This is a genomic window from Bradyrhizobium sp. CCBAU 45321, from assembly GCF_028128975.1.
GTDB classification, from domain to species: Bacteria; Pseudomonadota; Alphaproteobacteria; order Rhizobiales; family Xanthobacteraceae; genus Bradyrhizobium; species Bradyrhizobium yuanmingense.
The window spans coordinates 1-21,195 of the sequence record NZ_LFKZ01000122.1 but is presented as its reverse complement, the minus strand read 5'-3'; the positions used below and the strand labels follow the sequence as shown (position 1 = coordinate 21,195).

General features: G+C 64.9%; 25 protein-coding genes. 15 read left to right on the top strand and 10 right to left on the bottom strand.

Translation table 11 applies throughout. The features are described from left to right. Positions 1-86 precede the first annotated feature (86 nt). The 4 genes from ACM43_RS18230 (at position 87) to ACM43_RS18215 (ending at position 4,398) form a co-directional block, all read left to right on the top strand. Positions 87-920, top strand: a complete 834-nt coding sequence (locus ACM43_RS18230; protein ID WP_271541891.1) for an AraC family transcriptional regulator — start codon at positions 87-89, stop codon at positions 918-920. Between the two features lie 136 nt (positions 921-1,056). Further along, positions 1,057-1,983: an SMP-30/gluconolactonase/LRE family protein gene (locus ACM43_RS18225; protein WP_271541889.1), complete on the top strand. Its 927-nt coding sequence runs from the start codon at positions 1,057-1,059 to the stop codon at positions 1,981-1,983. Positions 1,984-2,141: 158 nt separating this feature from the next. Next, complete coding sequence (locus tag ACM43_RS18220; protein WP_271541887.1) at positions 2,142-2,735, top strand: GNAT family N-acetyltransferase; 594 nt, start codon at positions 2,142-2,144, stop codon at positions 2,733-2,735. Between the two features lie 16 nt (positions 2,736-2,751). Beyond that, the gene (locus ACM43_RS18215) at positions 2,752-4,398 is read left to right on the top strand and encodes a GMC family oxidoreductase (RefSeq protein ID WP_271541886.1); all 1,647 of its coding nucleotides are present in this window, start codon (positions 2,752-2,754) and stop codon (positions 4,396-4,398) included. Between the two features lie 1,001 nt (positions 4,399-5,399). Here the strand turns inward: ACM43_RS18215 and ACM43_RS18210 are convergent. Both ACM43_RS18210 and ACM43_RS18205 read right to left on the bottom strand, forming a co-directional pair. Continuing rightward, positions 5,400-6,242 carry an AAA family ATPase gene (locus ACM43_RS18210; protein ID WP_036042145.1) on the bottom strand — a complete coding sequence of 281 codons (843 nt, stop codon included), beginning with the start codon at positions 6,240-6,242 and terminating at the stop codon, positions 5,400-5,402. A gap of 107 nt (positions 6,243-6,349) precedes the next feature. Continuing rightward, entirely contained in the window at positions 6,350-6,595 is a 246-nt protein-coding gene (locus ACM43_RS18205; protein WP_024339459.1) for a GlsB/YeaQ/YmgE family stress response membrane protein, read from the bottom strand. A gap of 159 nt (positions 6,596-6,754) precedes the next feature. On the opposite strand from ACM43_RS18205, the gene ACM43_RS18200 reads away from it, so the two are divergent. From ACM43_RS18200 to sseA, 3 genes are all read left to right on the top strand, one after another. Then, positions 6,755-7,930, top strand: a complete 1,176-nt coding sequence (locus ACM43_RS18200; protein ID WP_036013185.1) for a vWA domain-containing protein — start codon at positions 6,755-6,757, stop codon at positions 7,928-7,930. A 129-nt stretch (positions 7,931-8,059) separates the two neighbouring features. Then, positions 8,060-8,473, top strand: coding sequence for a rhodanese-like domain-containing protein (locus ACM43_RS18195; protein ID WP_271541882.1), 414 nt, complete (start codon positions 8,060-8,062; stop codon positions 8,471-8,473). A 126-nt stretch (positions 8,474-8,599) separates the two neighbouring features. Next, a complete protein-coding gene (gene sseA, locus ACM43_RS18190; RefSeq protein WP_271541880.1) occupies positions 8,600-9,457 on the top strand; it encodes a 3-mercaptopyruvate sulfurtransferase in 858 nt (285 codons plus the stop codon). A gap of 171 nt (positions 9,458-9,628) precedes the next feature. On the opposite strand, the gene ACM43_RS18185 is transcribed toward sseA, so the two are convergent. After that, positions 9,629-10,399 (bottom strand): hypothetical protein, encoded by a 771-nt coding sequence (locus ACM43_RS18185; protein ID WP_271541879.1) that lies wholly within the window; start codon positions 10,397-10,399, stop codon positions 9,629-9,631. A 367-nt stretch (positions 10,400-10,766) separates the two neighbouring features. Here ACM43_RS18185 and ACM43_RS18180 point away from each other — a divergent pair, with 367 nt between their 5' ends. Continuing rightward, entirely contained in the window at positions 10,767-11,963 is a 1,197-nt protein-coding gene (locus tag ACM43_RS18180) for a L,D-transpeptidase family protein (RefSeq protein ID WP_271541877.1), read from the top strand. 54 nt (positions 11,964-12,017) lie between these two features. Here the strand turns inward: ACM43_RS18180 and ACM43_RS18175 are convergent, their stop codons facing one another. Further along, positions 12,018-12,980: a D-2-hydroxyacid dehydrogenase family protein gene (locus ACM43_RS18175; RefSeq protein WP_271541875.1), complete on the bottom strand. Its 963-nt coding sequence runs from the start codon at positions 12,978-12,980 to the stop codon at positions 12,018-12,020. A 131-nt stretch (positions 12,981-13,111) separates the two neighbouring features. Then, positions 13,112-13,327, bottom strand: coding sequence for a hypothetical protein (locus ACM43_RS18170; RefSeq protein ID WP_128263772.1), 216 nt, complete (start codon positions 13,325-13,327; stop codon positions 13,112-13,114). A 234-nt stretch (positions 13,328-13,561) separates the two neighbouring features. Here ACM43_RS18170 and ettA point away from each other — a divergent pair, with 234 nt between their 5' ends. Then, positions 13,562-15,211 (top strand): energy-dependent translational throttle protein EttA, encoded by a 1,650-nt coding sequence (gene ettA / locus ACM43_RS18165; RefSeq protein WP_157281665.1) that lies wholly within the window; start codon positions 13,562-13,564, stop codon positions 15,209-15,211. Between the two features lie 7 nt (positions 15,212-15,218). Then, positions 15,219-16,445 (top strand): lytic murein transglycosylase, encoded by a 1,227-nt coding sequence (locus ACM43_RS18160; RefSeq protein WP_271541870.1) that lies wholly within the window; start codon positions 15,219-15,221, stop codon positions 16,443-16,445. A 77-nt stretch (positions 16,446-16,522) separates the two neighbouring features. Here ACM43_RS18160 and ACM43_RS18155 read toward each other — a convergent pair whose 3' ends face one another. Continuing rightward, on the bottom strand, positions 16,523-16,804 hold the full coding sequence (locus tag ACM43_RS18155; protein ID WP_036013199.1) for a hypothetical protein: 282 nt from the start codon (positions 16,802-16,804) through the stop codon (positions 16,523-16,525). A 211-nt stretch (positions 16,805-17,015) separates the two neighbouring features. Beyond that, positions 17,016-17,336 carry a hypothetical protein gene (locus ACM43_RS18150; RefSeq protein ID WP_271541868.1) on the bottom strand — a complete coding sequence of 107 codons (321 nt, stop codon included), beginning with the start codon at positions 17,334-17,336 and terminating at the stop codon, positions 17,016-17,018. 125 nt (positions 17,337-17,461) lie between these two features. On the opposite strand from ACM43_RS18150, the gene ACM43_RS18145 reads away from it, so the two are divergent. From ACM43_RS18145 to bfr, 3 genes are all read left to right on the top strand, one after another. Continuing rightward, a complete protein-coding gene (locus ACM43_RS18145; RefSeq protein WP_271541866.1) occupies positions 17,462-17,776 on the top strand; it encodes a hypothetical protein in 315 nt (104 codons plus the stop codon). A 161-nt stretch (positions 17,777-17,937) separates the two neighbouring features. Continuing rightward, complete coding sequence (locus ACM43_RS18140; RefSeq protein ID WP_036013202.1) at positions 17,938-18,210, top strand: (2Fe-2S)-binding protein; 273 nt, start codon at positions 17,938-17,940, stop codon at positions 18,208-18,210. Between the two features lie 133 nt (positions 18,211-18,343). Further along, positions 18,344-18,832 (top strand): bacterioferritin, encoded by a 489-nt coding sequence (bfr, locus tag ACM43_RS18135; protein ID WP_036013205.1) that lies wholly within the window; start codon positions 18,344-18,346, stop codon positions 18,830-18,832. A 95-nt stretch (positions 18,833-18,927) separates the two neighbouring features. Here bfr and ACM43_RS18130 read toward each other — a convergent pair whose 3' ends face one another. Further along, the gene (locus ACM43_RS18130; protein WP_271541862.1) at positions 18,928-19,530 is read right to left on the bottom strand and encodes an MSMEG_1061 family FMN-dependent PPOX-type flavoprotein; all 603 of its coding nucleotides are present in this window, start codon (positions 19,528-19,530) and stop codon (positions 18,928-18,930) included. A 77-nt stretch (positions 19,531-19,607) separates the two neighbouring features. Further along, entirely contained in the window at positions 19,608-19,961 is a 354-nt protein-coding gene (locus ACM43_RS18125; RefSeq protein ID WP_271541860.1) for a hypothetical protein, read from the bottom strand. A 259-nt stretch (positions 19,962-20,220) separates the two neighbouring features. Between ACM43_RS18125 and ACM43_RS18120 the strand changes: the two genes are divergently transcribed. Both ACM43_RS18120 and ACM43_RS18115 read left to right on the top strand, forming a co-directional pair. After that, complete coding sequence (locus tag ACM43_RS18120) at positions 20,221-20,490, top strand: DUF2277 domain-containing protein (protein WP_157281655.1); 270 nt, start codon at positions 20,221-20,223, stop codon at positions 20,488-20,490. A 93-nt stretch (positions 20,491-20,583) separates the two neighbouring features. Continuing rightward, positions 20,584-20,799 carry a hypothetical protein gene (locus tag ACM43_RS18115; RefSeq protein WP_157281653.1) on the top strand — a complete coding sequence of 72 codons (216 nt, stop codon included), beginning with the start codon at positions 20,584-20,586 and terminating at the stop codon, positions 20,797-20,799. On the opposite strand, the gene ACM43_RS18110 is transcribed toward ACM43_RS18115, so the two are convergent. Further along, positions 20,796-21,195, bottom strand: a 400-nt coding sequence (locus ACM43_RS18110; protein WP_271541855.1) for a collagen-like protein, incomplete at its 5' end; no start/stop codon positions are given. The genes ACM43_RS18115 and ACM43_RS18110 overlap by 4 nt on opposite strands.

Genomic DNA, 21,195 nt, shown 5'->3' with positions numbered 1-21,195 from the left:
CTCATGCGGAGCACCGCAATGCCGATCAAGCAGGGTGATGCCGACCGGCGCATCATCGCCGCGCTTCGAACGAGGGCCTGAACCACATGAATCCAGCCCAGCGCGCGCTCTGGTATATCGAGAGCCATCTGGCCGAGCCGATGACGCTCGACGAGATCGCTGCGATCTCGGGCGTGTCGCGGTTCCACATCGTGCGTGCGTTCGCCGCAGCCGTCGGTCTGCCGGTGATGCGCTACGTGCGCGCGCGGCGGCTGAGTGAGGCGGCGCGCAGTCTTGCAAAGGGAGCGCCGGACATCCTGTCGCTGGCGCTGGAGGCAGATTACGGCTCGCACGAAGCTTTCACCCGCGCGTTCCGCGACCAATTCGGCACCACGCCCGAAGCGGTGAGGGCGGCAGCGTGCGTCAACCAGCTCAGGCTACAGGAGCCGATCCTCATGGACTCCACCATGCTCGACCATCTTGCCCCACCGCGTTTCGAGACCGCAAAAGCCTTCCTCGTCGCCGGTCTCGCCGAGCGCATCTCCTGCGACAACGGTGCCATGATCCCTGGTCTATGGCAGCGCTTCAATCGGGAGGTCCTCGACATTCCCGCGCGCGTCGGCAACGTCGCCTACGGCGTCTGCTGCAACGGCGATGATGCCGGCAATTTCGATTACATTGCCGGCGTCGAGGTCGCCGATTTCTCCGACCTGCCGCGCCGCTTCGGTCGCATCCGCATTCCGGAGCAGCGCTATGCGGTGTTCACGCACAAGGATCACGTCGCCTCGATCCGGCGCACCGTCAACACGATCTGGAATCAATGGCTGCCGGCGTCTGGCCTGAAAGCCGCGGACGCGCCCAACTTCGAGCGCTATGACGAAAAGTTCGATCCCGCCACCGGCAACGGCGGCTTCGAAATCTGGATACCTGTCAGCGAATAACACGCAACGCTGGCATACCGTCCCGCTTGCTTGGCAAGCTCCGGCGACTTTGCCATAACCGCAGGCAAATCTTGTCTGCGGGGGCCCGTGCCGGACATCCCGTGCAAGCCATAACAAGCAGCCGGGAGGGTCTCCGATGTCCAACGTCCGCGTTCTCGCCACCGACCTCGAATTTCCCGAAGGGCCGGTCGTGATGCCGGACGGTTCGGTGGTGCTGGTGGAGATCCGCGGCCAGCGCCTGACGCGCGTCTATCCCGACGGCCGCAAGGAGATCGTGGCCAGGATTCCCGGCGGCCCGAATGGCGCCGCGCTCGGACCCGACGGCAAGATCTACATCTGCAACAATGGGGGCTTCTCCTGGATTCCGGCCGGCAAGATGATCATGCCGGGTCCGCAGCCGGACGATTATCTCGGCGGCGCGATCCAGCGCGTCGACCTGCAATCCGGCAAGGTCGAGACCGTCGTGACCAAATGCGGCGTCCACGATCTGCGCGGGCCGAACGACCTCGTCTTCGACAAGCACGGCGGCCTCTGGTTCTCCGATCTCGGCAAGCGCCGCGCGCGCGAGATGGACGTCGGCGGCATGTATTACCTCAAGCCCGGCATGAGCGAGGTCGTCGAAATCGTGCATGGCGTATTGCCGGCCAACGGCATCGGCCTGTCGCCGGACGAGAATACGGTCTACATCGCGGAGACGCCGACCGGGCGGCTTTGGGCCTATGAGCTCTCGGCGCCGGGCACGCTCAAGCCGCGCGATCCGATCTATCGCGGCGAGCGCGGCCAGCCGATCTGCGGCCTCGGCGGCTACCAGATGTTCGACTCGCTCGCGGTGGAAGCTGGCGGCAATGTCTGTATCGCCACGCTCGTCTCCGGCTGCATCTCGGTGATCGCGCCCGACGGCACCCTGGTGGAACAGGTCCCGACCGGCGACCGCGTCACCACCAACATCGCCTTCGGCGGCCCCGAGCTGAGGACCGCCTACATCACGCTGTCGGGCAAGGGCGAGCTGATCGCCATGGACTGGCCGCGCGGCGGATTGCCGTTGAATTTCCTGAACAAGTGAATGTATCTGGACGAGTTGTGCCAATACATCCGTCGTCATTCCGGGATGCGTGCGCCAGCACGCAGGCCCGGAATCCATAACCCCAGGCGGTGGTTATGGATTCCGGGCTCGCGACTTCGTCGCGCCCCGGAATGACGGCAGTCATTATGGAGTGAGAAATGCCCTGGCCCGATCCCATCACCCTGCGCGGACAGCACGCCCGTCTCGAGCCGCTGTCGCATGACCATCGCGAAGGGCTGGTCGAGGCGGTCAAGGACGGCGAGCTGTCGAAGCTGTGGTACACCGCAATCCCGCTGCCGGAGAACATGGGCAAGGAGATCGACCGCCGCTTAGGCCTGCAGGCCGCGGGCTCGATGCTGCCCTTCACCGTGTTCGATGCCGGCGGCAAGATCGTCGGCATGACCACCTACATGAACATCGATGCCGCCAACCGCCGCGTCGAGATTGGCTCGACCTGGTACGGCAAGAGCGCGCAGCGCGGCCCGCTCAACACGCAGTGCAAGCTGCTGCTGCTGCGCCATGCCTTCGAGACGCTGAACTGCATCGCGGTCGAGTTCCGCACGCATTTCTTCAACCACCAGAGCCGCCGCGCCATCGAGCGCCTGGGCGCCAAGCAGGACGGCATCCTGCGCAGCCACCAGGTCGCGCCGAACGGCACGTTGCGCGATACCGTCGTCTACAGCATCACCGCCGCCGAATGGCCGACGGTGCAGGCGCATCTCGAATTTCAACTCAACGACAAGCCGCGCTAGGGGCGGCCGAGGGACCATGGATAGATTTGATTATGTGATCGTCGGCGCGGGCTCCGCCGGTTGCGTGCTCACCAGCCGGCTCAGCGAGGACCCCAACACCTCCGTTTGCGTACTCGAGGCGGGCCCGTCCGACTGGCACCCCTACATCCATCTGCCGGCGGGTTTCATCAAGACCTTCCACATGAAGAGCATCAACTGGGCCTATCAGCAGGAGCCCGGTCCCTGGACCGGCGGGCGCAGCATCTACGCGCCGCGCGGCAAGACGCTGGGCGGCTCGTCCTCGATCAACGGCCACATCTACAATCGCGGCCAGCGCATGGATTTCGACACCTGGGCGCAGATGGGCAATCGCGGCTGGGGCTATGCCGACGTGCTGCCCTATTTCCGCCGACTGGAGAAGCGGATCGGCGAGGGCGAGGACACCTATCGCGGCCGCGACGGCAACCTCATCGTCACCACCATGAACTGGCGCGATCCGCTCTGCGAGGCCTTCATGGAAGGCGCGGTCTCGCTCGGCATTCCCCGCAATCCCGATTACAACGGCAAGACCCAGGAAGGCGTCTCCTACTGCCAGCGCACCATCAACAACGGCCTGCGCGTCTCCGGCGCCACCGCGTTCCTCAAGCCGGCGATGAAGCGGCCCAACGTGCATGTGCATACGCATGCGCACGCGACCGAGATCATCTTCGAGGGCAAGCGCGCCGTCGGCGTGCGCTACATGAAGGGCGGCCGCGGCGGCCATCCCGTCGAAGTGCGCGCCAACAAGGAGGTGATCCTCTCAGGCGGCAGCTATAATTCGCCGCAGCTGCTGCAGCTCTCCGGCATCGGCTCGCCGGATCTGTTGCAGCAGCACGGCATCGCCGTGCGTCACGCGCTGCCGGTCGGCGAGGGCCTGCAGGATCACTACGCCCCGCGCACGGTGGCGCGGGTCAAGGACATCAAGACCATCAACGAGCTCCGCCGCGGCTGGCGTCTCTGGGTCGAGGCGGCGAAATGGGCCACCGCGCGCCGCGGCCTGCTGTCGCTGTCGCCGACCATGGTCTATTGCTTCTGGCATTCCGGCGAGAGCGCGGAGAGCTCCGATCTGCAGCTTACCTTCACGCCGGCAAGCTACAAGGAGGGCGTGCAGGGCCAGCTCGAGGATGAGCCCGGCATGACGGTGGCGTCCTGGCAGCAGCGGCCGGAGAGCCGCGGCTATGTCCGCATCCGCTCATCCGATCCGTTCGCGCCGCCGATCATCCAGACCAATTATCTCGATGCCGAGCTCGACCGCCGCGTCATCGTCGGCGGCATGAAGCTCGCGCGCAAATTGCTGAAGTCCGCGCCGCTGTCGCCCTATTACGCCTACGAGGATTTCCCCGGCCCCAACGTCAACACAGACGACGAATTCTTGCACGCCGCCACCGAGCGCGGCACCACCACGTTCCACCCCGGCTGCACCTGCCGCATGGGCCCGGCGGATTCCACCTGGGCGGTGGTCGACGACCATCTCCGCGTCCACGGCCTCGAAAGCCTCCGCGTCATCGACGCCTCGGTCATGCCGCGCATGATCTCGGCGAACCTCAATGCATCCACCATGATGATCGCCGACCGCGCCTCCGACCTGATCCGCGGCAAGCAGCCGATGGAAGCCGCAAGGATTCCGGACGCCGCGGTGGCGTGAGGCACGACTGCGTAGGGTGGGTTAGCGTAGCGTAACCCACCACTTCTGCCGATGCAGAAACGAAAGAGGTGGGTTACGCTGACGCTAACCCACCCTACGAGACCGGCTGTGTCGCTGCCCCGTCAACCCCTTCCCGCAAAAATATTCCGCTTTACCGAAATTCGGAATTGCGGCATAACCTGAACAGCCCGGCCCGACGAAGAGGGGCGGTTCGCGAGTCGTTCGAAACGCGGGCCGGGTTGCGGTGGACGCGGCAGCGTCGGCACGATGGGTGCGGGCAGGGCGGGTAGTCCCTGTGAGCCCGAGGCCCCCGTGCAGACGAACGGCGCTGAAGTCCGGCGAAGCCTCTTGGCGAAGCCGGATGAGCTGCGTACGGCAAAACCGTGTGGTCCTGGCCGTCGTTGCTACGGTCAAGCTGGCTGCGGAGATGCGCGCGAACCCAACCGGGCGGACGGCATCGTCAATTCGCGGGGCGAGGGAGGCCAGAAGGAATTCGGCTCCCGGGAGAGCGCGGCATAAGCCGTCCGACCATCGCGCAGGGAAGGCCGAGTGATCGGCGACACCTGTATGCTGCTGTGCGGTTTTCTGCGTGTGCTTTTCGCGCAGCGGACCGCGGGTGCCCTTCGGCACCCGGTCTTCCCTGCGCCCTCTTTCTTTTGGGCGACGGAATGAAGCAAAGCTCGGGCGAGATGAGCCGCGAGGCTGCGAAGGTATGTCAGCAAATTGAATTGGCTTGCTCCGTCATTGCGAGCGCAGCGAAGCAATCCAGACTGTCAATGCGGAAAGATTCTGGATTGCTTCGCTGCGCTCGCAATGACGATGGGGAAGCAGGCGGGTGCCACACTCTCACTGTCATCGCCCGGCTTGACCGGGCGATCCAGTATTCCGAGACAGGAGTGATTCAATCGAGATGCTGCGGCGTACTGGATTCCCCGCCTTCGCGGGGAATGACACCAATGTTTGAAGCGACAGCGGGGCGCTATCGCGAGCGAGCCCGAGGCTCACACTTCCCGTCGACTCAAGAACGCCAGCCGCTCGAACAGATGCACGTCCTGCTCGTTCTTCAGCAGCGCGCCGTGCAGGGGCGGAATCAGCTTGCGCGGGTCCCGTTCGCGCAGCTGCTCGGCGCTCATGTCCTCGTTGAGCAGCAGCTTGAGCCAGTCCAAGAGCTCCGAGGTCGACGGCTTCTTCTTCAGGCCGGGCACCTCGCGGACCTCGAAGAAGATGCGCAGGGCTTCTTCCACGAGGCGCTTCTTGATGCCGGGGAAGTGAACGTCGACGATGCGGCCCATCGTGTCGGCGTCGGGGAACTTGATGTAGTGGAAGAAGCAGCGGCGCAGGAACGCGTCCGGCAGCTCCTTCTCGTTGTTGGAGGTGATCATCATGATCGGGCGCTGCTTGGCCTTGATCGTCTCGCCGGTCTCGTAGACATGGAATTCCATGCGGTCGAGCTCGAGCAAGAGGTCGTTGGGGAATTCGATGTCGGCCTTGTCGATCTCGTCGATCAGGAGCACCGGGCGCTGCTCGCTGGTGAAGGCGTCCCACAGCTTGCCGCGCTTGATGTAGTTCCTGATGTCGGACACGCGCGCATCGCCGAGCTGGCTGTCGCGCAGGCGCGATACCGCGTCGTATTCGTAGAGGCCCTGCTGCGCCTTGGTGGTGGACTTGATGTGCCAGGTCAGAAGCGGCGCGTTCAGCGCCTTCGCCACTTCCTCCGCCAGCACCGTCTTGCCAGTGCCGGGCTCGCCCTTCACCAGGAGCGGGCGCTCCAGCACGATCGAAGCGTTGACGGCGACCTTGAGGTCATCGGTCGCAACATAGTCCTTGGTGCCGGTAAATTTCATTGCGCGTCCTTGTTGGTCGTCGTCGCAAGGCATTGCCAGTCTCAATGGCCTTGCTCACGACAAGCGAACGGCCGCTCGCGGCGGCCGTTCCTGGTTCGGTCAGGCTTTCAGACCCGTTTTATCAGCGAAAGGATGACGAGCACAATCACCGCGCCGATCGTGGCATCGACGATGGCGCCGATCGTGCCGGTTGCCAGCTGGATGTGCAGCTGCGGCAGCACCCAGCTCGCCACCAGCGCGCCGATGATGCCGACGACGATGTTGCCGACCAGCCCAAATCCCGCCCCGTGGACAATCTTGCCGGCCAGCCAGCCGGCGATCGCGCCGATGATGAGCGCGGCGACAATTCCCATTGCAAACGTTCCCCAAACCACCCCGTGAAGGCCGCCAATTCTAGAGCAAAAAGCCTGCCGGTCCAGCCTCAGTCGAAGCGCTCGCGCTTCACCTCTCCCGATGGGAGAGGTGAAGCGGCGCCCCTTGACGTCCGCCACCCGACGGGCAATCTGTCACCCATGTTCCTGCAATTCTTCACCTCTCTGCGCGATGCGCAGGTCCCCGTGACGCTGCGCGAATACCTCACGCTGATGGAGGCGCTCGACGCCGACCTTGCGGACTACACGGTCGAGAACTTTTATTACCTGTCGCGCGCCTCGCTGGTGAAGGACGAGCGCAATCTCGACAAGTTCGACCGCGTCTTCGGCACCGTGTTCAAGGGGCTGGAAAGCCTGCTCGACGCCATGGAGAAGGCCGAGATCCCCGAGGAGTGGCTGAAGAAGCTCGCCGAGAAATACCTGACCGAAGAAGAGAAGAAGCAGATTGAGGCGATGGGCTGGGACAAGCTCATGGAGACCCTGAAGAAGCGCCTCGAGGAGCAGAAGGGCCGTCACCAGGGCGGCAGCAAGTGGATCGGCACCGCCGGCACCTCGCCGTTCGGCGCGCACGGCTATAACCCCGAAGGCGTGCGGATCGGCCAGGAGAAGAACCGCAACAACCGCGCCGTGAAGGTGTGGGACAAGCGCGAGTTCAAGGATCTCGACGGCAATGTCGAGCTCGGCATCCGCAACATCAAGGTGGCGCTGCGGCGCCTGCGCAAATTCGCCCGCACCGGCGCGCCGGACGAGCTCGATCTCGACACCACCATTCGCGAGACCGCCAATCACGGCTATCTCGACGTGCACATGCGACCCGAGCGGCGCAACGCGGTGAAGCTCTTGGTGTTCTTCGACATTGGCGGCTCGATGGATGCGCATATCGAGCAGGTCGAGGAGCTGTTCTCGGCGGCAAAGAGCGAGTTCAAGCATATGGAGTATTTCTACTTCCACAATTGCCTCTATGAGGGCGTGTGGAAGCAGAACAAGCGCCGCTTCACCGATCGCACGCCGACCTGGGACGTGCTGCACAAATACCCGCACGACTACAAGGTCGTGTTCGTCGGCGACGCCTCGATGTCGCCTTACGAGATCATGGTGCCCGGCGGCTCGGTCGAGCACGTCAACGAGGAGCCGGGCTCGGTCTGGCTCGACCGCATCATCCGCACCTATCCGCATACGGTGTGGCTGAATCCGGTGCAGCAGAAGCACTGGGACTATTCGGAATCCACCACCATCATCAAGCGCATCTTCGCCAATCGGATGTATCCGATCACGATCGAGGGGCTGGAAGCCGCGATGAAGGAATTGACGCACTGATGCCTCCCGTCGTCATTCCGGGGCGCCCGAAGGGCGAACCCGGAATCCATCGGGCGCAGTGCATGTAGAGGAATGGATTCCGGGCTCGCGCTACGCGCGCCCCGGAATGACAACAAGAGGGAGAAGCACGTGCCCCAGACCATCACCCGCGGCATCAAGGCGCTGATCGACGAGGCCAATGCCGAGATCGAGACGCTCACCGCCAAGGACGCGATCGAGATCTCCAAGAACGGCGACGTCGTCATCGTCGACATCCGCGATTCCCGCGAGATCGAGCGCGACGGCCGCATCCCCGGCGCCTTCGCCTGCACCCGCGGCATGCTCGAATTCTGGATCGACCCGCAGAGCCCGTACGCCAAGCCGATCTTCCAGGAGGACAAGAAGTTCGTGTTCCACTGCGCCGGGGGCTTACGCTCTGCGCTCGCGGCCAAGACCGCGCAAGACATGGGCCTCAAGCCCGTCGCCCACATCGCCGGCGGCTACGCCGCCTGGCGCGATGCCGGGGGGCCCACGGAGAAATGGGAGCCGAAGAAGAAGGGGTGACCCCTCTCGTCATTCCGGGGCGCGACGAAGTCGCGAGCCCGGAATCCATTCATCCGCCGACTCTGCCGCGCGATGGATTCCGGGCTCGCGCTGCGCGCGCCCCGGAATGACAGCAAGGAAAAGCCCATGACCATCGCCACCGACCCCCTCGTCTCCACCGAATGGCTCGCTGCTCACATCGGCGATGCCAACGTCAAGATCCTCGACGCCAGCTTCAAGCTGCCGGGCGTGCTGCCGCTGCCGAAGGACGATTATCTCGCCGCGCATCTGCCGGGCGCCGTGTTCTTCGACGTCGATGCGGTGTCGGATCATTCCAACCCGCTGCCGCACATGTTTCCGAGCGCGGAGCAGTTCGGCCGCGACGTGGGCAATCTCGGCATCTCCAACGCGGACACCGTCGTGCTCTATGATGCCGGCGGCTGGGTCGCAGCGCCTCGTGCGTGGTGGATGTTCCTGTCCTACGGCCACAGCAACGTGCGCATTCTCAATGGCGGCCTGAAGAAGTGGCGCACCGAGGGACGCGCGACCGAGAGCGGTGAGGTCAAGCCGAAGCCTGCGACCTTCACGGCGAGCTATGACGCAAACCGCGTGCGCAGCATGCAGCAACTGATCGCCAATGTCGAAAGCCGCAACGAGCAGGTGATCGACGCGCGCGCCGCCGATCGCTTCGAAGGCCGCGCGCCCGAGCCGCGCCCGGGCATCCGCTCCGGCCACATCCCCGGCGCCCGCAACGTGCCCTACAATCTGCTGTTCGATGCCGCGACCGGCGAGATGAAGCCGCTCGACGAGCTCCGCGCCGCCTTCACCAATGCCGGTGTCAAGCTGGATGCGCCGATCGTGACGAGCTGCGGCTCCGGCGTCTCGGCCGGCGTGCTGACGCTCGCGCTCTACCGCCTCGGCATCACCGACACCGCGCTCTATGACGGCTCGTGGTCGGAATGGGGCCAGGCCGGCGGCCCGGCCATCGCGACCGGCCCGGCGTGATATGAGTATTGGATGCGTTCGCGCTTCCACAGCGTCATGGCCGGGCTTGTCCCGGCCATCCACGCCTTGACGCGCAGTACGAAGAACGTGGATGCCCGGGACAAGCCCGGGCATGACGACCTCTGTGAGCGTTCCAGATCGGCTCCCGCAAGCGGGGCGAGGTGAAGAAGATCACCGCGTGCGTGCGGTCGTTGTTGTCGCGAAAGCCGGCTGCTGCTGACCGAACGGATCGAGCTGCTGCTGCAGCTGCTGAGGCGGCGGGCGCCGCACCACGCGCTGGCGCTTCTTGGCCTTGGCCTTGCGCTTGGTCGCCTTGCTGTCCGACTTGGTGCTCTCGACCTTGCTGTTCTCGGTTCTGGCCTTCGCCGGCGCGTCCGTCGCCGCCGTGGCAGCGTTCAGCGCAGCGAGCCTTGCGGAGGCGACATCGAGCGCCGCGGCGGCGAGGGCCGGGTCAGCCGGTTCCGGCTCGTTGGCGATTGCGGCAGGCTGGGCCTCGGGAATCCCGGCCGTGGTGTCGGCGGGGGTCAGCGTATCAATCGAAGCCGGCGCTGCGGCCGCCACCGTCGGTTCGGGCTTGGCTGGTTCGATGGCCGGCACTTCAGCCAGGGGCGCGGCGGCCTCAGGCTGGACGTCGGTCTCGGTCGTGAGTGCGGCCACCTGTTCGGGCTCGCTCAAGGGCAGAGCGATGGTCGGCACTTGGTCGCGCAGCGATGGCGTGGTCTCGGCGGGCGGCTCCGGCTCGGCCCGCAGCACCGCGAGCACCGGCTGGGCCGGCTCGGGCGCTTGCGCAAACACCTGCTCCTGCGGCCCGTTCCGCCAGCCGGGGTTGTTAACATATTGCTGATGGGTCGCCCGGAGCAGCGCGGCGGCCCCTAGGCCGAACACCAGGATGGAGGTTGACAGCAGGATCGCGGCAAACAGGAAGCGAAAGCCGGGAAGCATTGAGCGATTGCGAATTTCCGCCCCGGCGGCGGAGTGGCCGGGGCTCAAGAGCCATCTGAACGCGGTGACGGTACTGCTTGCCGCGTTCGCCACGCGGGATCGGAGCTCAAAAAGGTGGCGAATCAGGCTGATTCGACCATATCGCAACGTCTCCGCATCGTTCCGTTAAAATCGCGGTCGACCGTCGCGCCAATCGAAGGCGCGACACGATTTCAGCCCCGTGATGCAACGGGGCAACGGTAGTCTTGCGGATCACAAATCGGCAAATCCGGCGCAAATACGCCTGATATGTCTTGAATGTGCCGCTATCTTCCGTCATCTGGCCGTTAACGGTCCGATCGGGCTTGGGGACTATACAAGAGCGATGATGATCAAACACTTTCTGACGATATGCGCTGCCGCAACAGTCGCTGCGGCGGGAACCTCGCTCGCTCAGGCTCAGAGCTATCCGATCCAGCAGGTGCCCGGCTATGGCGCACCGGCCGAATATCGGCCCGGTGACCGCATGCCAAATTTCGACGCGCTCGACGAAGACGACGAGGCGATGCCGCATGCCTCGCTGCCGCCGCCCGGTCCGGCCGACGATCCGCGGTACGGTCGTCCGATGAGCGCGCCTCCGGTCTATTCGGCTGCCCCGCCCCAAGGTCCGGTGATGTCGCCGGATGATCCGCGCTATGGGCGCCCGGCTGGCGCCCCGCCGGTCTATTCGGCCGCGCCGCAGGGCCCCGTGATGTCGCCCGACGATCCCCGCTACGGCCGGCCCGCCGGTCCGCCGGCGGTGATCTACGCCGACCGTCCGCCTCAGCAATCGCCCGCCAATGATGGCCTGCGTCCGCCCGAGGCTGTGGGCGGTCCTGCCGCGACCGGGGCGGTCCAGGCCGGACAGCCGCCCGTGGGCACGGATGGCCGCCCGGTGGCCTTGGCCGCGCTGCCGCCCGAGGAGCAGCCCGATGCTGCACCGGTGCAGCTGCCGCCGAACCTGCGCCGTCAGGAGGTCGCGTTCCAGACCAAGGAGCCGGCCGGCACGCTCGTGGTCGATACGCCCAACACCTACCTCTATTACGTGCTCGGAGGCGGCCGTGCGATCCGCTACGGTGTCCGCGTCGGCCGCGACGGCTTCACTTGGACCGGCGTGCAGAAGATCACCCGCAAGGCCGAGTGGCCGGATTGGCATCCGCCGACCGAGATGATCGAGCGCCAGCCCTATCTGCCGCGCTTCATGGCCGGCGGCCCGGGCAATCCGCTCGGCGCCCGCGCGATGTATCTCGGCTCGACCGTCTACCGCATCCACGGCACCAACCAGCCCTCGACGATCGGCAAGTTCGTCTCCTCCGGCTGCATCGGCATGCTGAACGAGGACGTCTCCGACCTGTTCGAGCGCGTCAAGGTCGGCACCCGCGTTGTCGTGATGCCGGGTGGTCCGCCGCCGGGAACGGCGACGGCCTCCGCCGCGCCGACGCAGAGCGCTGCCGGGCCGGCTCCGATGTCCGCCCAGGCGGGCCCGGTCCCGGGGACGCAGCCCACCGTTGTGCCGCCGCTGCCCGCGCCGGTCACCGTGCGCTGAGGGCCTCAACTCGATGAGATTGCGAAGGGCGTGCCGTCGGCACGCCCTTTTCGTTCAGGCCAGCTTCCGCGGCAGATCGCCGCCTTTGGTGAAGGCGGCGATCGCCTCGACCATCTGGCCGTAATGGATGCGCAGACCATCCGTGGTGGCGTAGCCCAGATGCGGCGTCAGCACGAGATTGTCGAGCTTGCGGAAGGGATGGTCGACCGGCAGCGGCTCGACCGAGAACACGTCCAATCCGGCACCTGCGATCTTGCGCTGCTGCAAAGCGTCCAGCAGCGCCTGCTCATCCACGATCGGCCCGCGCGCGGTATTGACCAGGAAGGCCGTCGGTTTCATCCGCGCAAGATCCGCGCGGCTGACGAGGCCACGCGAGCGCTCGCTCAAGACCACGTGGATGGTGACGATGTCGGCCTTGGCGAACAGCTCCTCCTTGGTGGCGTAGCCGACGCCGACGGCCGCGCAATTCTCCGCGGTGAGGTTCGGGCTCCAGGCGATCACGTTCATGCCGAACGCCTTCGCAATGCCCGCCATCTTGCTGCCGAGCTTGCCGAGCCCGACGACGCCGAGCGTCAGCCCTTCGATCTCGACACCGGCAAAGGTCTGCCAGGACTCGCCCGCATGCATCCGCGCGTTCTCGCGGCCGATGCCGCGGGTCAACTCCAGGATCAGACCCATGGCGAGCGGCGCCGTCGGATCACGGGAATATTGCGTGCCGCCGATGGCGATGCCGCGCGCTTTCGCGGCCTCGATGTCGATCGCAGCGTTGCGCATGCCCGACGTCAGCAGCAGCTTCAGCTTCGGCAGGCGATCGAACAGGCTCTTGGGAAACGCCGTGCGCTCGCGCATCGCGCAGATGATTTCGAAGTCGGTGAGCGCACTGGCTGCGGCCTGCTCGGAGGCGAAGGGATGGCTGAACACGGTGACGTCGACGCGATCCGACAATTTCGGCCAGTCGGCGACGTCGAGGGCGAGATTGAAATAGTCGTCGAGGATTGCGCAGCGCAGCCGGCTCATCAGCGTTCATCCATGGCGAGAGGTGAAGGCGCCGGGCGGGCGCCGTCATCGGAACCTGGCCATGGTTTGCGCGCAATCGCGCCGGCGCGCAAGCAGCCTGCGCCTTCAAAAATCCGATAGGAGATCGTCGCTCAGAGGTCGCGGGGCTTCAAGCGGAACGGTGCATCCATGCCGTGCTTGGCGCGCCAGGCGGGGCCGGGGCCGCGCATGTAATGCAGCTCGGGCCGGTAGGGATTGAAGGCGGTGACGAAGAAGCGCTTCCAGAAGGCCTTGATCTCCGAGGCGAACCCGGAGTCGCGCCCGGCTCCTGCCGGAACAGGAAGAGAATGGGTCTCGATCAGAGCCATGATGCGGCCTCGCTGTGCTCCCCGTTCGTTCTGAGCGGGTGGCGCTGTTTCCGCGCGAAACCGAGCTTTGGCCTGATTTATTAAAAGATGGTTTCAATTGTCCGGATCGGTGGCCGGATGGTTTCCTGACCGTATTCATCCGTGGTGAACGGACGGAAAACGTTGCCCTTTGGGGGCGGGATCGCTACATCGGCGGCAAGCAAATTTCCTCAAATCGAAGGTTTCACGGGACCGATGGCGCGCCAGTTCATCTATTTCATGCAGGGCCTGACCAAGAGCTACCCGACCCGGAAGGTGCTCGATAACATCCATCTGAGCTTCTACCCGGACGCCAAGATCGGCGTGCTCGGCGTCAACGGCTCGGGTAAGTCAACGCTGCTCAAGATCATGGCCGGTCTCGACAAGGAATACACCGGCGAAGCCTGGGTCGCCGAGGGCGCCCGCGTCGGCTATCTCGAGCAGGAGCCGCAGCTCGATTCCAAGCTGACCGTGCGCGAAAACGTCATGCAGGGCGTCGCCAAGCAGAAGGCGATCCTGGACCGTTACAACGAGCTCGCGGTCAACTATTCGGACGAGACCGCCGACGAGATGACCAAGCTGCAGGACGAGATCGAGGCCCAGGGCCTGTGGGATCTCGACAGCAAGGTCGACCAGGCCATGGACGCGCTGCGCTGTCCGCCCGACGATGCCGACGTGACTAAGCTCTCGGGCGGTGAGCGCCGCCGCGTCGCGCTGTGCCGCCTGCTGCTCGACCAGCCCGAGCTCTTGCTGCTGGACGAGCCGACCAACCATCTCGACGCGGAATCCGTGTCGTGGCTGGAAGGGCACCTGCGCAACTATCCCGGTGCGATCCTGATCGTCACCCACGACCGTTACTTCCTCGACAACGTCACCGGCTGGATCCTCGAGCTCGATCGTGGCCGCGGCATCCCGTACGAGGGCAATTACTCGTCCTGGCTGGTGCAGAAGCAGAAGCGTCTGGAGCAGGAGGGTCGCGAGGATGCGGCGCACCAGAAGACGCTGGCCCGCGAACAGGAATGGGTCGCCTCGTCGCCGAAGGCCCGCCAGGCCAAGTCGAAGGCGCGCTACCAGCGCTATGAGGAGCTGCTGAAGAAGGCGAGCGAGAAGCAGACCCAGACCGCGCAGATCATCATCCCGGTCGCCGAGCGGCTCGGCGCCAACGTGGTCGATTTCGAAGGCCTGAGCAAAGGCTTCGGCGATCGTCTCCTGATCGACGATCTCACCTTCAAGCTGCCGCCGGGCGGCATCGTCGGCGTGATCGGTCCGAACGGCGCCGGCAAGACCACGCTGTTCAAGATGATCACCAAGCAGGAGACGCCTGACAAGGGCACGATCACGGTCGGCGAGACCGTGCATCTCGGTTACGTCGACCAGTCGCGCGACGCGCTCGACGGCAAGAAGACCGTGTGGGAGGAGATCTCTGGCGGCAACGAACTGATCCTGCTCGGCAAGAAGGAAGTCAACTCGCGCGGCTATTGCTCGTCGTTCAACTTCAAGGGCGCGGACCAGCAGAAGAAGGTCGGCGCGCTCTCGGGCGGTGAACGCAACCGCGTCCACCTCGCCAAGATGCTGAAGTCTGGCGCCAACGTCCTGCTGCTCGACGAACCGACCAACGACCTCGACGTCGACACGCTGCGCGCGCTCGAAGAGGCGCTAGAGGATTTTGCCGGCTGCGCAGTCATCATCAGCCACGATCGCTGGTTCCTCGACCGCATCGCGACGCACATCCTCGCCTTCGAGGGCGAGAGCCACGTCGAATGGTTCGAAGGCAATTTCCAGGATTACGAGAAGGACAAGATGCGCCGGCTCGGCCAGGACAGCATCATCCCGCACCGCGTGAAGTACAAGAAGCTGACGCGGTGATCGCGGCATGATGCGGCGGGCGCTTATTGCTGCGGTGATCGTTATCGCCTGCGGCTGCTCGCCCGCCCATGCTGGCGACGCCGCCTTCACACAGTTCATCGCCTCGTTGTGGCCGGAAGCGCAGGAGGCCGGCGTCTCGCGCAAGACGTTCGAGGAGCAGACGCGCGGACTCGAGCCCGATTACAAGCTGCCCGATCTGCTCTTGCCCGGGCGGCCGGCGACTGGCGCGCCGTCGCAGGCCGAGTTCGTGCAGGTGCCGGCCGACTACGTCAAGGAAGCCTCGATCGCGCGGCTTGCAGGCGAGGGGCAGCGGCTGCTCCAAAAGCATCGTACCTCGCTGGACGAGATCGAGAAGAAGTCCGGGGTGCCGGCGACCGTCATGCTCGCCATCTGGGGCCGCGAGACAGACTATGGCCGGCACACGTTGCCCTACGATCTGGTGCGCGTACTGGCGACGCAGGCCTATGTCGGACGCCGAAAGGATCAGTATCGCAACGAGTTCATTGCCGCGCTCAAGATCCTCGATGAGGCCGTCGTCACGCGCAAGGACATGCGCTCGTCCTGGGCCGGCGCGACCGGCCTCACCCAGTTCCTGCCGTCCGAATATTACAAGCATGGCGTCGATTTCGACGGCGATGGCCGCATTGACATCTGGCACTCGGTGCCGGATGCGCTGGCCTCGGCTGCGCAGCAGCTCGTCAACAAGGGTTGGCAGAGCGGCGTGCGCTGGGCTTACGAGGTGCAGGCGCCGCCGAAGGTCGATTGCACGACGGGCGTGCCAGAGGTGACGAAGCCGATCGGCCAATGGCTGCGCGAGGGTTTTGTCCCGGTACGCGGCCAAAAGCTCAGCGCCGCCGAGCAGGCGCAGCCGGCCTCGCTGCTCCAGCCCGAAGGCATCTACGGCCCGTCATTCCTGACCACGAAGAATTACTTCGTCATCAAGGAATACAATTTCTCCGATCTCTACGTGCTGTTCGTCGGCCATCTCAGCGACCGCATGACGAGCCCGCTGCCGTTCGCAACGCCCTGGTCCGCCTCGAAGCAATTGCGCACCAAGGACGTCGAGACCATGCAGCGCGGGTTGATGCGGATCGGACTCTACAAGGACAAGATCGACGGCAAGGCCGGCATGCAGACGCGTGCCGCGCTCGGCGCCTATCAGAAGTCGGCGGGCCTCAAGGTCGATTGCTGGCCGAGCGAAGAGGTGCTGCGTTCGATCCAGGCGGCGCGATAGCGTGCGCAAACAAAAAGCCCGGCCAATGCTCTCGGCCGGGCTTTCCGATCGCGGCGCGCATGCGCCAGGCAATCAGATCAGTAGCAAACGCGAACCGGACGGCTGACCCAGCCGTAGCCGTCCCAATAGCGCTCGCGGCGCCAATAGCAGGGCGCGGGCGGCGGGGGCTCGGCGATGTAAACGGGGCCGCCATAGGCGGGACGGCTGGAGGCGATGGCGCCGCCGACGATGGCGCCACCGATCAGGCCGGCTGCGATACCGGCGCCGACGCCGTCATGGGCCTTCGCGGACGGAGCGGCGGTCACCAGCGAACCGGCGACCGTCGCGACCGTGAGCGCGGCAACTAAAGTCTTGTTCATGCTCTTGGCTCTCCTGGGAGATGGGTTCCTCCTGTTAGAGGCGCCCGGGTTTCAAAGGTTCACGCACACTCTGATGGAATTGGCCTTGCAGCTAGGAAGCGCGCAAATGGTCAATCCACGGTAAACGCACACGGAGCTGTGACGAGAAAAAGCGGTCTTTTTCAGGCCCTGAGATGAACGGCGCATCCGTAGTCAACCGGCTTGGCGCGCCTCAGCCGCAGACTCGGACGCGACGGACGCGCCAGGCATAGCCATCCCAGAAGCGCTGCTTCTGCCAGACGCAGGCGCCGTAATAGTCGTCGGCAACATAGCCTGGACCCGGGGCGTAGTAGCGCGGCGGATAGTAACCCGGCCCATAGTAGCCATAGCTTGGTCCGTAATAATACGGAGAAGCCAGCGCGCCGCCGACAATGGCGCCGCCGATGATCCCGGCCGCCACGCCTGCCGCGACACCGCGCTGGGCATGGGCCGGCGTTCCGGCCGTCAGGGCCAGAATGGCGACGGCAGCGACCGCCAGGAGCGACTTCTTCATTGCTTGACCTTTCAGACGAACACGCGGGAACCTTTGGACCGCAAGGTTCCATATTTCGCTTGAATGATCAATGAACGGCACCTTTGCCGGAGACGACCAATTGGTATGGGTCCCACCGGGAGACGATGATGGGCAACGCGATGGTTAATGCTCTGATTGCGGCCGGGATCGTTTTCGCGATCGGCTACGGCTGGATCGCACATCTCCAGAACCGCGCACGGCGCTCCCGCGCCACCGCCGGCAGCCACGGAGGGAGTAGCGGGGACAGCACCTATTCCGGGACGAATGACGGCTTCTCGCTGGGAAGCTGGTTCTCCGGCGGCAGTTCGGGGAACCCGAGCGACGGCGCAAGCTGTTCGAGCAGCGATAGCAGCAGTAGCGGCGGCGACTGCGGAGGCGGTGGCGACGGCGGTGGAGGAGGCGGCGGTGGCGGCGACTAGTCCGGCTACAATCTTGATCCAGCGCAAGAGCTTGATTTAGAGCCGTTCTAGGCTTTGATCAGGCCAGTTTGGAATAGCTTCAAATACCTGTTTTTCCTTTTGCATCCGGCCGGCCTGTTAAATATCGATGATGGCGCATCACCGAAGGGCCTGCCGCTTCCATGATCGTTTGTTCCTGTAATGTGCTGAGCGATGATGATATCCGCGCCGCCGTCGCCGAGTCCGACGACGCCGTGCGGCATGCCAAACAGGTCTATGGCTGTCTCGGCTGCAGCGCCGAATGCGGCCGCTGCGCCCGGACGATCAAGAGTATCATCGACGAAGCGCTCGGCCCCTGTGCGCAGTCCTGCTGCGCCGGCTGCCCGCATAGCCACACCGTGGCCGCCAACGACGAGACCGCCGAACCCGCCGAGTTCGCCCTCGCGGCCTGCTGAAAACTTCCGCAATTCCGGCTGAGCTTTTCCCCGGCTGGGTTCCCGTAGCCGGTTGCTCTCGCTCGCAAAGTGATTTAGAAGCGTTCTAAACTCGGTTTGGGACCGATTTGGACTGCAAGAGCTGGAGTGAACCATGCAGGGCGACGCAAAAGTCATCGACTATCTCAACAAGGCGCTGCGTCACGAACTGACTGCGATCAATCAGTACTGGCTGCATTACCGCTTCCTCGACAATTGGGGCCTGCTGGACATGGCCAAGGTCTGGCGCAAGGAGTCCATCGAGGAGATGGAGCACGCCGACAAGCTCACCGAGCGGATCCTGTTCTTCGACGGCTTTCCGAACATGCAGGTGCTCGATCCCCTGCGCATCGGCCAGAACGTCAAGGAGATCATCGAGTGCGATCTCGCCGCCGAGATGAGCGCGCGGGCGCTCTATCAGGAAGCGGCGACCTACTGTCACAGCGCCAAGGACTATGTCACACGCGACCTGTTTGAGAAGCTGATGAGCGACGAGGAGCACCACATCGACTTCCTCGAGACCCAGCTCGATCTGATCGGCCGCATCGGCCTTGAGCTCTACACCCAGAAGCATGTCGGCGGGCTCGAGGGCGAGGGGCACTAAGCTCGGGCCCGGCTCCCTCCATCGTCATGGCCGGGCTTGACCCCGGCCATCCACGTGCTGCCGCACGACGTTTCGGTTTGCGGAACCGCTCTCGGCTACAGCTGCGTCTTGTAGAGCTCTTCCACGGCCTCCTGGCTCGCCGGTTCGCCGAGGCCGGTCTGCTCGTGAATGACCGTGACGATGCTCGGCATCACCGAGCGCTGCACCTTCTCCGACGACCACAGCTTCGAGCGCATCAGCGCCTTGCCGCAGTGGAAATAGACCTCGCTGACCGCGACATTCAGCACCGCGCGCGGCGGCTTGCCGAATTCCACCATCGAGGCGAGCAGATCCGGGTCGGCCGACAGCGTGCCGCGGCCGCCGACGCGCAGCGTCTCCTCGATGCCCGGCACGAAGAACAGCAAATGCACGAAGCCTGAGCCTTCGACCACGTTGCGGAAACTGTCGATGCGGTTGTTGCCGGAGCGGTCGGGCATCAACAGCTGGTTGGGGCCGGCGACGCGGACGAAGCCGATGCCGCCGCCGCGCGGCGAAGCGTCGACGCTGCCGTCCGCTCCCGATGTCGCGAGCACGCAGAATGGCGACATCTCGATGAATTTCTTCGCATGCGCATCGATCGCGGGCCGTGCCTTCGCGATCACGCGCGGGCTCGGCTTGGCATAGATGGCGGCGAGGTCTTCGGCGCTAAGATCGGTCAACGGCGTGCCTCCGCTTCAGCTAGGCTTCAAGCTACCCGATCGGGCCGTCGCCAGCCAATGGAAATCACCAAGGCGCGTTACACCGCATCCGCCGGCACGAAGCAGCTGATGATGATCGAGCCGCGGTGGTGGACGTACCACACCACGGCCTGGCCGATCGGGTTGCCCTGGTTGCGGATGATGGCGCGTTCGGGCACCTCCATCCATTGTCCCTCGATCGGCACCCAATAGGCGCCATTGCGCACGTCGTATTCAGTGCGATGGCCATCGGAGATGTCACAGCAGGGAACCCCGTTCGGCGCGATCACGCTCTTGAACCAGGCGCGGATGTCGGGCGGAACGTGGTCGTATTGGCCATTGTCGCGCGCGAACGCAACGTTAGCCAGCGCTGTCGCCGCAACCAGCCAAACGCACAGTGCGAGCCTGTGCATGCGATCCTCCTCATCGCGTATCGTGCCATGGGCGCGCGATTGTCCTGCGCGTCTTTCCCTATCGTTGGCACGGATTAAGCCTGAGCCGTCACTGCAATGCATGCTCAAATAATATGCGATGCCGGCGCCCCGCTTATGATGCGCTGCGAGATGCAGCTTGTGGCGATGCGCATCCACCAAGTTGGTCGCAGAAGCGAGAAGGGGGATGTAGGATTTCGGCTCGGACCTTCGTCTTCAGGAAAACGCCGGGAGAAAGTGCATGTGCCGCAACATCAAGACGCTGTTCAACTTCGAGCCGCCGGCGACGGAGGATGAGATCCACGCCAGCGCGCTGCAATTCGTGCGAAAGCTGTCGGGTTTCAACAAGCCGTCGCAGGCCAACGAGGTGGCGTTCGAGCGTGCGGTGGCCGAGGTCTCCGAGGCGGCGCGAAAACTCCTGACCTCGCTGCATACCAATGCGCCGGCGCGCGACCGCGAGGTTGAGGCGGAAAAGGCGAAAGAGCGTTCGCGGCTGCGCTTCGGTGCGTGAGCTCAGGCAGCGTGCTCCGTGATCTGGCTCACGGTATCTGCTGCCTCAGCTTGCGATGATGGCGGCCGGGGTTTTGATCGCCCGGAGCACGACATGAGCCACCCCCTTCTTCCTTTGAAAGCAGGTGCCATCGTCTTCACGCTGCTGTGGACCGCGTGGATGATGTGGTGGAGCGGCTCGTTCTCGAGCGCGAATGTGATCATCCTCGCCCTGTGCGGCGCGGCGGTCGGCTATCTCTGGTATCGCGCCATGCGCTGGCAGTTCGAGCGCATGGGCATGCTGCCGCGGCGCGAGGATCGGCCCGACTAGACCCGTCGGCTATCCTTGCCCTGCTTCTTCTTTTTCTTTTTCTTCCGGTGATCGTCGACGTCATCGCCCTCGTCATCGACGGTTGCCTCGTCGGTCTCCTGGACGGCGGCTTCGAGCGCTTCGCGCTCAGCGGCTTCGCGCTCGCGCTGGCGGCGGCGTTCGTCCCAGGCGTCGAAGAGCTGGTCAAGCCAGGGCAGCACCTGCTCGATCGACGGCAATTGGCCGGGCGGACCCGGCTCGCCGCGCGGGCCTTGCGGCCCCGCCGGTCCCTGCGGCCCGGCAGCGCCGGCTGGCCCACGCGGACCGGCTTCGCCCTGTTTGCCTTGCGGACCGGGCTTGCCGGGCGGTCCGGCCTTTCCGACCGGGCCCGGCTTGCCCTGCGGCCCGGGCTTGCCG

Coding starts and splice junctions, on each gene's coding strand:
- ACM43_RS18180 (WP_271541877.1), top strand. CDS start 10,767: ATGATCAAACACTTTCTGACGATATGCGCTGCCGCAACAGTCGCTGCG.
- ACM43_RS18185 (WP_271541879.1), bottom strand. CDS start 10,399: ATGCTTCCCGGCTTTCGCTTCCTGTTTGCCGCGATCCTGCTGTCAACC.
- ACM43_RS18120 (WP_157281655.1), top strand. CDS start 20,221: ATGTGCCGCAACATCAAGACGCTGTTCAACTTCGAGCCGCCGGCGACG.
- ACM43_RS18160 (WP_271541870.1), top strand. CDS start 15,219: ATGATGCGGCGGGCGCTTATTGCTGCGGTGATCGTTATCGCCTGCGGC.
- ACM43_RS18140 (WP_036013202.1), top strand. CDS start 17,938: ATGATCGTTTGTTCCTGTAATGTGCTGAGCGATGATGATATCCGCGCC.
- ACM43_RS18200 (WP_036013185.1), top strand. CDS start 6,755: ATGTTCCTGCAATTCTTCACCTCTCTGCGCGATGCGCAGGTCCCCGTG.
- ACM43_RS18210 (WP_036042145.1), bottom strand. CDS start 6,242: ATGAAATTTACCGGCACCAAGGACTATGTTGCGACCGATGACCTCAAG.
- ACM43_RS18145 (WP_271541866.1), top strand. CDS start 17,462: ATGATGGGCAACGCGATGGTTAATGCTCTGATTGCGGCCGGGATCGTT.
- ACM43_RS18230 (WP_271541891.1), top strand. CDS start 87: ATGAATCCAGCCCAGCGCGCGCTCTGGTATATCGAGAGCCATCTGGCC.
- ACM43_RS18150 (WP_271541868.1), bottom strand. CDS start 17,336: ATGAAGAAGTCGCTCCTGGCGGTCGCTGCCGTCGCCATTCTGGCCCTG.
- ACM43_RS18125 (WP_271541860.1), bottom strand. CDS start 19,961: ATGCACAGGCTCGCACTGTGCGTTTGGCTGGTTGCGGCGACAGCGCTG.
- sseA (WP_271541880.1), top strand. CDS start 8,600: ATGACCATCGCCACCGACCCCCTCGTCTCCACCGAATGGCTCGCTGCT.
- ACM43_RS18215 (WP_271541886.1), top strand. CDS start 2,752: ATGGATAGATTTGATTATGTGATCGTCGGCGCGGGCTCCGCCGGTTGC.
- ACM43_RS18225 (WP_271541889.1), top strand. CDS start 1,057: ATGTCCAACGTCCGCGTTCTCGCCACCGACCTCGAATTTCCCGAAGGG.
- ACM43_RS18205 (WP_024339459.1), bottom strand. CDS start 6,595: ATGGGAATTGTCGCCGCGCTCATCATCGGCGCGATCGCCGGCTGGCTG.
- ACM43_RS18115 (WP_157281653.1), top strand. CDS start 20,584: ATGAGCCACCCCCTTCTTCCTTTGAAAGCAGGTGCCATCGTCTTCACG.
- ACM43_RS18175 (WP_271541875.1), bottom strand. CDS start 12,980: ATGAGCCGGCTGCGCTGCGCAATCCTCGACGACTATTTCAATCTCGCC.
- ettA (WP_157281665.1), top strand. CDS start 13,562: ATGGCGCGCCAGTTCATCTATTTCATGCAGGGCCTGACCAAGAGCTAC.
- ACM43_RS18155 (WP_036013199.1), bottom strand. CDS start 16,804: ATGAACAAGACTTTAGTTGCCGCGCTCACGGTCGCGACGGTCGCCGGT.
- ACM43_RS18220 (WP_271541887.1), top strand. CDS start 2,142: ATGCCCTGGCCCGATCCCATCACCCTGCGCGGACAGCACGCCCGTCTC.
- bfr (WP_036013205.1), top strand. CDS start 18,344: ATGCAGGGCGACGCAAAAGTCATCGACTATCTCAACAAGGCGCTGCGT.
- ACM43_RS18170 (WP_128263772.1), bottom strand. CDS start 13,327: ATGGCTCTGATCGAGACCCATTCTCTTCCTGTTCCGGCAGGAGCCGGG.